We start from the raw sequence: 9,823 nt of genomic DNA on the forward strand, positions 1-9,823 counted from the left end.
TTTTGTGAAATTTTAAATGGAATTTTCTTTTTCTTGCTGATTGTACGAGGCCCGTCCGTTACCGGGCCACGAGGGTATACACCTGTCCTTTCTGCGTAGGGATATCATACAGGAGGGTTTCTTTTAACGCCATGGCTGACACCTGGGCTTGGCTGGAAATCACAGGCGTTGGGGTAGCTTCGGTGAAAAAAAACGGATTGGGATTTTGCCCGCTGGCCTTTTTCAAGGTACCTCCTTTGCTCAGTTGCAAGGCATTCGGAACCCGCAGGCGCAGGTTCCCGCCGAGGGCTGATTTGATAGCTACCTTGACCAGCTTACCCGCTTTCCATTCCATATGTACTACCTCGAAGCCACCCAGCGCTCGTAGGCCACCGATCTGCCCCGTTTCTTTCCAGACATCGGGTAGGGCGGGCAGGAGGTGCACGGAACCATCGGCACTTTGCAGGAGCATTTCGGTGATGCCCGAGGTGCAGCCAAAGTTGCCGTCGATCTGGAAGGGAGGATGGGCGTCAAACAGATTGTTGTAGGAGCCACCTCCTTCGGGATTCGCTCTTACCGGCGAGAGTTGATTTTGGATGAGGGCAAAGGCGTGATTCCCGTCTTGCATGCGGGCCCACCAGTTTACTTTCCAGCCCATGCTCCAGCCGGTCGAGACATCGCCCCGGTGCAGGAGGGTCGTTCGGGCCGCGCTGAAGAGTTCAGGGGTGCGGTAGGCAGAAACTTGTGCCGAAGGAAACAAGCCATACAGATGCGACACGTGTCGGTGATGATCATTCGGGTCATCTACATCATCGAGCCACTCCTGCAACTGGCCGTACTGCCCGATGTGCATGGGAGCCAGTCGGTTTCGCATTTGTTTTAGCGTATCGGAAAAAGCAGCATCCTTTTTCAGGATCGCTGCGGCCCGTATTACGGTACTAAACACGTCGAAGACGATCTGGTTGTCCATCGTGGTACCGGCGTCCAACGAAGAACCTCCGTGGGCCTGGGGCGCGTTTTCCGGCGATGAGCCCGGATTGACCACCAGCCAGGGGTAGTTGCGATGCTGCACCAGGAAATCCACGTAAAACTGCGCCGCCCCTTTGAGTACGGGATAGATGGTGGCTAAATAGGCCGCATCTCCACCGTAGAGGTAGTGTTCCCAGAGATGTTGGCTGGTCCAGCCGCCTCCGGCCGTCCACATGCCCCAGAAAGCGCCGTCAATGGCACCCGTAGCCCGCCAGATGTCGGTATTGTGGTGGGCCATCCAGCCCCTTGCTCCGTACATGACGCGAGCCGTTTCCTGACCCGTTTCCGAGAGTTCCTGCACCATGCGCAAAAATGGCTCGTGCAGTTCGGCCAGATTGGCTTTTTCGGCGGGCCAGTAGTTCATCTGGGCGTTGATGTTGATGGTGTACTTGCTATCCCAAGGCGGCCTCATCCGGTGATTCCAAATACCCTGGAGGTTGGCGGGCTGGCCGCCGGGCTGGGAGGAAGAAATCAGCAGGTAGCGTCCGTACTGGTAGTAGAGGGTTACCAGCTGGGGGTCATTTGCTGTACGGAAATTGCGCAGGCGCTCGTCGGTAGGTAGTTTGGCCGCTTCGGTGGTACCCAGGTCCAGCTGGACCCGGTTGAAATAGCGCTGGTACGCCGCGACGTGTGGATTTAGAATGTCCCGGAAGGATTTCTTAGCGGCTTTGTCCAGGTAGGTAGCGGCCCGTGCCTGCTCGTCACCGCTTACATCCTGGTAATGGTTGAAATTAGTAGCAATGGAAATATAGATGGTGGCGGTGTTGGCTCCGCTTACGGTGAGGGTAGTATCTCCGGCCACCAAGCGCCCTCCCTCCGTTTTGATACGGGCAATGCCTTTGAATTTCACCAGACCTTTTACTCCTTCGTGGTCAGATGTATTCCCGGCTATGGTTAGTTCGTGAGGGGTGTTGGTTTTTGCCAGCGCGTTTGGATGGGGCGTAGCCAACGAAGCCGTAAACGACAGGCTGCCCGGTTGGCTGGCCGTTAGGTGTACGACCACGACCCGGTCGGGGAAAGATGCCAGGACCTCCCGGCTGTAGGTTACCCCCTTGGCGGTATAGGTCGTTTTGGCAACCGCCCGCTCAATATCCAGTTCGCGGTAGTAGTTGGTATAGGCCTCGTGCCCGTCGAAGGTGAGCCGGAGGCTACCTACCGGCTGAAACATCTGCCCGTGCGATTTTTTGGAGATGACGGTTTGGTTGGCCAGTTTTTCGGCCTCCTTTTGTTTTCCTTCAAAAATCAACCGGCGGATTTCGGGTAGCGATGCCAACGCCGCCGGATTGTCGTTCCGATTCGGACTACCAGACCATACCGTGTGCTCGTTGAGTTGGATGATTTCTTTTTCTACATTCCCGTAGACCATCGCCCCGAGCCGACCATTGCCTACGGGCAGGGCATTCTCCCAGGTAGCCCCCGAGGGTTTGTCGTACCAAAGTTTTAGTGGGGAGGTAGTTTGAGAAAAACCAACGGTAGATAAGGCAATCGTTACTAAAAAGCAATAAAGTAGTTTCATAGGTTGAAGGTAGATTGTTACGCTTTGTGATGGCTCCCACCCACACATTGTTTATACTGACAATCCGAGGTAAGTTACACCGGTGACTAAACCCTGCTCCTATACGTCGAATAGCGAAAAGGCCGCAGGGTACTTTAAATTTATGCACACAGCAGGTACCTGGCCACTTTGGATACAGGTACCTTCCCGTGCCAGAGATAAAATGTGATTCTTCCCCGATCCTACTTTTCTATTTCAGAAAAAATAACCGGTTGCCAGGATCAGGCGGCTTGGAGGTACCTTGAAGCCTTCCATCTCGTTACTTTCAAAAATCTTCGAATGCAGTGTACAGGTACCTTTCAAATACCCGTATGAGATTTACAAAAAGTGTAACGTGTTTGAGCTTGACCCGTATTCGGGGAACGCCTAAGGAGCGAACTCTTTGCGGATTATAAAACCGCGAAACCCTGAGAACCGAACTTCTCTCTTTTCCCTTAGGGCTGCTTTTGAATGAGTACGACCCAGTCTTCGGGCCCGGGCGCCGTAAGGGTAGTATCACCGCCCTGGCTAGTACTTCCATATACCCAGGAACCCGAGTCGGGATCAAACCAGCTGACCGTATAAGGGCCTTTTTTCAGGTTAAGCGAGACGGAAGGGGGCTTAAGACCGGGGAAGTCAGTACCGGGTTCCCTGCCGCTGGGATTGGCCAGATAAATGAGGTAGGTACCTTCCTGGTGGCTGCATTTCCAACGGGCGGGATCGTTGCCCACCAGCGCATCGTCGGGCTTCATGTTGACCAAAGTAAGACCGGTTTTTTCAAAAAAAGCGTGAATATGGCGAAAGTCATGACCCCCCTGGTGCAATATGCCTTTTTGGTTTGCATCAAAATAGCCGGAAACCCCCTTAAATTCCCCTTCATGGGCTTGGTAGTCAATTTTTACCCGACTCTCCGGACCTTCGTACAGCTGTCCCCCGTAGGGTTCATAGGTATTTAATCCTCCGTAGGTAGCATGACCACCCGATAGGAGCGAAGCCCACATCAGCCGACGGAAATAGTACCTCCGGTGGGCCGCCGGGCGATAGAGTTCATACCGGTCTTCATCCAACACCACCGGCTGCTTTCTTTTCTGCCGGTACTCAGCGATCAGGGCGCCCGTCACCTGATCCAGGTCTTCCAGAGAAATCAGATCCGACCAGGGTTCCTGGAGGTGATCGTAGCCTTTGTAGCGCGATTGGTGGTTGGTGAGCAGCGTGCCCCAGGGTTCGCGCTCCGCCATGTCCTTGCCCATGGCATTGATGGTTTCGTAGTGTACTTCCCGCCCGCTCAACGTATCACTTCGGCTGATCTGCCGGTCGTTGGTGATGGTCCACTGCACATTGGGAAAGGAAGACCAGCGCGCCTGGGCGTACCGGGCCACCAGTTGTGAAGCGGAGTCCCCTTCGCTGTATTTTCGGATCAGGTCCGTGTCTTCGGCGTAGGGAATCAGTTGCAGAATCAGATGCGGATGATGCTCGAGGGTATACAGGATTCGCCGCTCCATCTCTTTCCAGTAAAAAAGCGAAAGGTCTTTTCCATTGTGGGTAAAGAGGCTGTTTACTTTACCCCTGTCCATGGCAAACCAGGTACGGACTTTGGTCGCGCCCATCTGGCTGGCCTGGTCGATGTAGGCTTGCCAGTGGGGCTCGGAAGCGACTACGAACCGGTAGCCGGTGTCTCCAATGTGCAGGAACCAGTCGCCATTGTGATAGGCAAACTGATGGGGATCGGCGGGGTGGACACGTAATTTTCCTTTGAGTTTCGAGGGTACTACCTCAAAGGTACCCCTTCGGCCATCCAGCCCCGGATTGTCAGAAGCAGACTCCCACTGCCATTTTCCGGGCTGCTCACAGTAGGCTCTGGCCTTGAAGGAAGATCCCCCGTCAAAAAAACCATCTACCTTTACCTTTTTTCCATCGGGTTTGCGGAACGTGACGGTACATCGAATCGCATAGTAAGGATTGGCTTCCGTAGCACTGGCATCCAGGGCGACTTCATACACGCCTCTTTCCAGGGCCATGGGGCTGTTTTTTGATAAAACGGATTGGGCTTGGGCTGCCTGAAAAAACAGAGAAACGAAAAGGGCAAGTGCAGTCGGTAAAGAATGTTTGTACATTTTAAAAGGCATCACACCAATGGGTTTAGAGTCAAGTAGGAAAATCAGGCAAAAACGGTTTTATGGGATATAAAGCTATAGTATAGGGCGGTCTAATGCCGCGACCCTGTTAACTTTTTACAGTACGCTGTCTCAACCAGCTCCACGCGCCCAAATAGACCGCTCTGCTGTCCGCGCTTGCTAAGCAGAATGACGAAAGTACCCTGGTCGCCACAAATCCGGATTTGGTGCCCGCGGGAAGGCTCCGGCAAACCAAGAAAATGGGCGAACGCATCCCTGAATTTCGTGCGGACGCTTGGGCAGGGGAGTAAGGGAGAATAGGTACTTAGGTATTACAAAGCGGCCCCGCTGAGGTCTTGACAAAGGGCTTTCTGTGGCTGAAATCGTAAGCCTGACCGCTATAAGTACCTCCAACGTCAAGCGGTACCAGAAGGAGATTAAGCATTCACTACCCTAGTGATTTTACAGATAAATATTCTAATCAAGAATTCAATGAAAAATACATTGGAGCAGTTATATGAAAAGCTCAGTAGAAGCGCTACTCCCATAGGCAGGTTAGAAACGACCGGTGGAGTCCCATTTGAAGTTGAAGCCCGTGAAGTAAAACCAAACAGCATAGAGACGACAAACGAGCAATCATTTCAAGATCTGGTACTTCAACCCGAATCTATATCTTTAAAGAGGATTGGGGAAATAAGTGTAACAGATCAGGTACCCGAATCCATCATTATGCTGTCCCCCTTGATGAGTGGTATTCAACAATGATGCACAATTAGTTATCTTTCCATCCATACAACCCATGAAAAAAGTACTATTCTATTACTCTCATGCTTCACTTTGGTGCGGTACTTACCCACCATCGCTCAGACCGTCAACGGTATTCCTATTAAGGAGCTGGAAGCTGAGTACCTTCAAATTGAGGGTACTCATGTGCTCTTATCACCCAAGCTTAGTATTGACATCGACTATGGCCAACGAGACAGAGCTTTAGTATTAAAAGATACGGAGGTCAGGGACGAGAATAATAAGCCAGTGAAGTTCAACTCCATGATAGACGCCCTGAACTTCATGAGCGCCCAAGGCTATGAATTTGTCCAGGCCTATACCATGCAGGATTCTTCCCATCAAACCTCCTGCTACTTTTTGCTGAAAAGGAAGAAAAGTGAAAAGGAGAAGTAAGGAGCCCTACCAGACTTCTCCGTTTTTGTGGTTGTGCTGTTCCTGGTAAATCATTTTGATCGCCTTGGCCGCGCGCGCTTTCGGCTCCACGCTGCTGTCTGCTAGGCGGGGCAGAAGGCGCTCGAGTTGCCGTTGCGCGAGCCAATCAATGAAAGTACCTTGAACCCTACGGCAAGTAGGAGACCGGCGCAATTGCCTTTATCAACAGGTTGCGGTTTAGGTAAAAGTAAAATGGATCAAAGCATGAACTCAAAGTACCTTTTCGGCCTGCTGGGCTTCGTTTGGCTACTCCTGAGTGGCGTTCACGCCCAGGCACAGCAACGGCCCAACATCGTCTGGATCGTCAGTGAAGACAACAGTCCGCTTCTGGGATGCTACGGCGATGCGTTTGCCACCACGCCGCACCTGGACCAACTGGCCGCCGAGGGCGTGCGCTACACCAAAGCCTATGCCACGGCACCCGTGTGCGCTCCGGCGCGGTCGACGCTCATCACGGGCGTGTATCCCACCTCGCTGGGTACTTTAAACATGCGAAGTACCTATCCGCTGCCGACGGAGATCGCCTTCTTCCCCAAGTACTTACGGCAGGCGGGCTACTACACCACCAACAACGCCAAAAAGGACTACAATACCGAAGACCAACCCGACGCCTGGGACGAGTCCAGCAAGACAGCTACTTACAAAAACCGGAAGCCGGGCCAGCCGTTTTTCGCCGTTTTCAACATCGAGATTTCGCACGAGAGCTCCCTGCACGAGCCGCTCCCTGCCCTGCGCCACGATCCTGAGCAGGTACCTATCCCGCCCTACCACCCGCGTACGTCCGCCATGAAGCACGACTGGGCCCAGTACTACGACAAGGTAGAAATGATGGACCGGCGCGTGGGCGAAATCCTGGCTGAGCTGCGGGAGTCGGGCCTGGCCGAAAACACCATCGTGTTTTATTACAGCGACCACGGCGGTGTGCTGGGGCGCAGCAAGCGGTTTTTGTACGAGTCGGGGCTGCACGTGCCGCTGATCATCCGGTTTCCGGAGCCGTACGCCGCGCTGGCTCCCGGTGGCCCCGGCAGTACCCAGGACCGGCTCGTGACCTTTGCCGACTTTGCGCCCACCATCCTGAGCCTGGCGCAGGTACCTATTCCGGCCTACATGCAGGGGAGGGCCTTTTTGGGGGCACAAACTACCCCGCCCGCCCGCTACGCCTTTGGGTTTCGGGGCCGCATGGACGAGCGCTTCGATCTGAGCCGCACCGTCACGGACGGGAGGTACCGCTACGTGCGCCACTACATGCCCCACAAGATTTACGGGCAGTACCTGGAGTACCTCTGGCGGGCACCGTCGATGGCTTCCTGGGAAGAGGCGTACCGCCGGGGCGAGCTCAACGAAGTGCAGGCGCGGTTCTGGCAAAGCAAGCCCGTGGAGGAGCTGTACGACATCGCCGCCGATCCGCATAACGTCCATAACCTGGCCGCTGATCCGAAGTACCAGGCCACGCTCAAAAACCTGCGCGAGGCCAACCGTCAGTGGCTGCTCACCTCGCGTGACGCGGGTTTTATCCCCGAGCCGCGCATGGTGGAGCTTGCCGCCCAGGTACCTCTTTACACTTTTGCCCGCAGCGACAAGTACCCCCTCGACCGGGTACTTCGCATGGCCGAGCTGGCCTCGGAGGGGCAGGAGAAAAACCAGGCGGCCTTGAAGAAAGGCTTGCAGGATAGCGACCCGACGGTGCGATACTGGGCTGCGCTGGGCTGTACGATACTGGGCTCAAAAGCCGCGCCGCTGAAAGGTACCTTACTCAAGCAATTGGACGACCCCGACCTGAGCGTACGGCTGGCGGCGGCGGAAGCCGCCTACCGGCTGGGCGAAAAACAAAAACCGCTGGAGGTACTTTCGGCGGCCCTACAAACCGACAACCTCATGGCGCGGGTACTGGCGCTGAACATCCTGGACGACATGGGCGAAGAGGCGCGCCCGGCGCTCGCGCTGGTGCAGGCGCTGGTTCCGGCGGTCCTGTCGCCCAACCGCGACTACGACGTGCGGTCGGCGGAAAGTCTGGTACAGAAGCTGAAACCGTAGTTTGCTATTTGTGCGGGATAATCCTCCTACTCGGTGTATTTTTGGGCCCAGAATCCGACTTAAAGGTACCCACCCCAACCACCGATTACCACAGCTCAGGCACGGTTTCGAGCAATTTAGCGGGGAAGAGGTAGCCCAAGCCCGGTATCCTAACGACATTTAGGTGCTTAACATGGCCACGATTACCGATTTCCTCCGCATGCACTGGTTACGTTTTTTAAGACGAACAAAGTGGCAGTATTTGCTGCTGGTACCCTGGTACGTCGTGCTGGCCAGCTACTTTTTTGTGGGCGATAGGTACCTGCACGAGCCGAAGGTTTTTGTGCTAATCACTGCGTTTAATTTCCTGTTGGTGAGTGGCGTATTTATTTCACTCGACTACCTCATCGAGAAAATCACAACGAGCTTCCCCGACCTCCGCCAGACCCGGCCGCGCGTGCTCTGGACCCTCCTGGCGGTGATAGGCGTCACGACCGGCGCGGTACTTAGCTCCGTTTTCCTCTACGACTACTTTTCGCTCTTTGGGTACATTTATAATCCGGAGTCGTTGCAGAAACTGCTGCTGATGAACCTCGTCGCCAACCTGATTTCGATCGGAATCTACGAAAGCTTTTATACCACCGACCAGTGGCGGGAGCATAAGCTGGAAAACGAGCAGCTGGAAAAAAGCAATTTGCAAAGCCAGCTCGATAGCCTCAAGAGCCAGGTCAATCCGCATTTTCTCTTCAATTCCCTCAACTCGCTTTCGTCTCTCATTGCCGAAGAGCCCGCCCAGGCCGAGCGCTTCGTGGATGAGCTCTCGAAGGTGTACAGGTACCTGCTGCAAACCAATCAGGCCGAGCTCACGACCCTGGCCACCGAGCTGGCCTTTATTCAGTCCTACACCCATTTGCTCACCACCCGCTACGGCCAGGGCGTACTGGTGACGATCGACGTACCCGAGCCCTACCAAAGTACCTTCCTGCCGCCACTAACGCTACAGCTGCTGGTAGAAAATGCCGTGAAGCACAACGTGACGCTGGCCAGTCGCCCGCTCCACATCCTGATCGGCGTGACGCCCGAGGGGCAGCTGATGGTTCGGAACAACCTGCAGAAGCGCGTCCTGCGGGTACCTTCCAACCAGGTAGGGCTCTCCAACATCACCTTGAAGTACCGCCTCCTGACCCAGCGCCCGGCCGAAGTACCACCCACCAGGGTACTTCAAGGAGCCTCCGCTCCGGGAGCAGAGATTTTCATTGAGGAGTCGGAGCAGTACTTTACCGTGCTACTGCCACTGCTGCACCGCTAGTGAGTACTTTTACAGGTACTTTTCAAAGGCTTTTCTCTCCAGCTTCTATGCACAATTCATCCTTCAATACCACCAATTGAGTACGCTTTTGCCGGGCCTGGTCGTTTAGGGCTGGCTTTCGCGGGTTGCTTCCGCCATTTTTGTTTGCGTTACGAGAGGTCTTCCTTTCGGAGTAGAAAAGCAACTTTACCATAGCCATGAAAAAAGTAACCCTAAGTGCCCTGTGCCTGCTCATGGCGCTGGGCTTGGCCACGAGCCCCGGCTCGGCGGCTATCCCTGGCCAAGTACCTACCCACCACTGGGTGGTAGAAGTAGGCCCCGCCGAGCAGCCCTACACCATCGTACGGATCTACTCCCGGCAAAACCAACTCGTGTACGAGGAGGAGTTCCCGGCGGTGCGGCTCAACATCCAGAAAGCTCGCGTCCGGCGCAAGCTAAACCGGATGGTCTGCTGGTATGCCGCAGCGGATCGCCAGGCGGCCAAGGTGCTTTCTTCTGCTAGAAGCAAGGCTATCGGAGAACTGCGAGTGCATTTGGTCTAACCCCCTATTTCTTGGAGTCGGATTCTACAAATTGGTACAAGTTAATATTCTTTGAATAATCTACTATCACAGTGCTTTCTTGGTA

The 9,823-nt window shown here is 54.6% G+C and carries 7 protein-coding genes; 5 read left to right on the forward strand and 2 right to left on the reverse strand.

What is annotated here, in order from left to right; genetic code table 11:
* Positions 1–58: 58 nt before the first annotated feature.
* Both HNQ92_RS19115 and HNQ92_RS19120 read right to left on the reverse strand, forming a co-directional pair.
* Positions 59–2,524 (reverse strand): glycoside hydrolase family 95 protein, encoded by a 2,466-nt coding sequence (locus HNQ92_RS19115; RefSeq protein ID WP_184176197.1) that lies wholly within the window; start codon positions 2,522–2,524, stop codon positions 59–61.
* A gap of 473 nt (positions 2,525–2,997) precedes the next feature.
* Positions 2,998–4,560 carry a glycoside hydrolase family 140 protein gene (locus HNQ92_RS19120; protein ID WP_184176199.1) on the reverse strand — a complete coding sequence of 521 codons (1,563 nt, stop codon included), beginning with the start codon at positions 4,558–4,560 and terminating at the stop codon, positions 2,998–3,000.
* Positions 4,561–5,148: 588 nt separating this feature from the next.
* Between HNQ92_RS19120 and HNQ92_RS19125 the strand changes: the two genes are divergently transcribed.
* The 5 genes from HNQ92_RS19125 (at position 5,149) to HNQ92_RS19145 (ending at position 9,738) form a co-directional block, all read left to right on the forward strand.
* On the forward strand, positions 5,149–5,421 hold the full coding sequence (locus HNQ92_RS19125) for a hypothetical protein (protein ID WP_184176201.1): 273 nt from the start codon (positions 5,149–5,151) through the stop codon (positions 5,419–5,421).
* A gap of 75 nt (positions 5,422–5,496) precedes the next feature.
* Positions 5,497–5,835 (forward strand): hypothetical protein, encoded by a 339-nt coding sequence (locus HNQ92_RS19130; RefSeq protein ID WP_184176203.1) that lies wholly within the window; start codon positions 5,497–5,499, stop codon positions 5,833–5,835.
* 243 nt (positions 5,836–6,078) lie between these two features.
* Positions 6,079–7,908: a sulfatase-like hydrolase/transferase gene (locus HNQ92_RS19135; RefSeq protein ID WP_184176205.1), complete on the forward strand. Its 1,830-nt coding sequence runs from the start codon at positions 6,079–6,081 to the stop codon at positions 7,906–7,908.
* 172 nt (positions 7,909–8,080) lie between these two features.
* Positions 8,081–9,196, forward strand: a complete 1,116-nt coding sequence (locus HNQ92_RS19140) for a sensor histidine kinase (protein WP_184176207.1) — start codon at positions 8,081–8,083, stop codon at positions 9,194–9,196.
* Between the two features lie 197 nt (positions 9,197–9,393).
* Positions 9,394–9,738 (forward strand): hypothetical protein, encoded by a 345-nt coding sequence (locus HNQ92_RS19145; RefSeq protein WP_184176209.1) that lies wholly within the window; start codon positions 9,394–9,396, stop codon positions 9,736–9,738.
* Positions 9,739–9,823 lie beyond the last annotated feature (85 nt).

This window comes from Rhabdobacter roseus (genome assembly GCF_014202275.1).
In the GTDB taxonomy this organism is placed as follows: domain Bacteria; phylum Bacteroidota; class Bacteroidia; order Cytophagales; family Spirosomataceae; genus Rhabdobacter; species Rhabdobacter roseus.

Coding starts and splice junctions, on each gene's coding strand:
- HNQ92_RS19115 (WP_184176197.1), bottom strand. CDS start 2,524: ATGAAACTACTTTATTGCTTTTTAGTAACGATTGCCTTATCTACCGTT.
- HNQ92_RS19120 (WP_184176199.1), bottom strand. CDS start 4,560: ATGGCCCTGGAAAGAGGCGTGTATGAAGTCGCCCTGGATGCCAGTGCT.
- HNQ92_RS19125 (WP_184176201.1), top strand. CDS start 5,149: ATGAAAAATACATTGGAGCAGTTATATGAAAAGCTCAGTAGAAGCGCT.
- HNQ92_RS19135 (WP_184176205.1), top strand. CDS start 6,079: ATGAACTCAAAGTACCTTTTCGGCCTGCTGGGCTTCGTTTGGCTACTC.
- HNQ92_RS19140 (WP_184176207.1), top strand. CDS start 8,081: ATGGCCACGATTACCGATTTCCTCCGCATGCACTGGTTACGTTTTTTA.
- HNQ92_RS19145 (WP_184176209.1), top strand. CDS start 9,394: ATGAAAAAAGTAACCCTAAGTGCCCTGTGCCTGCTCATGGCGCTGGGC.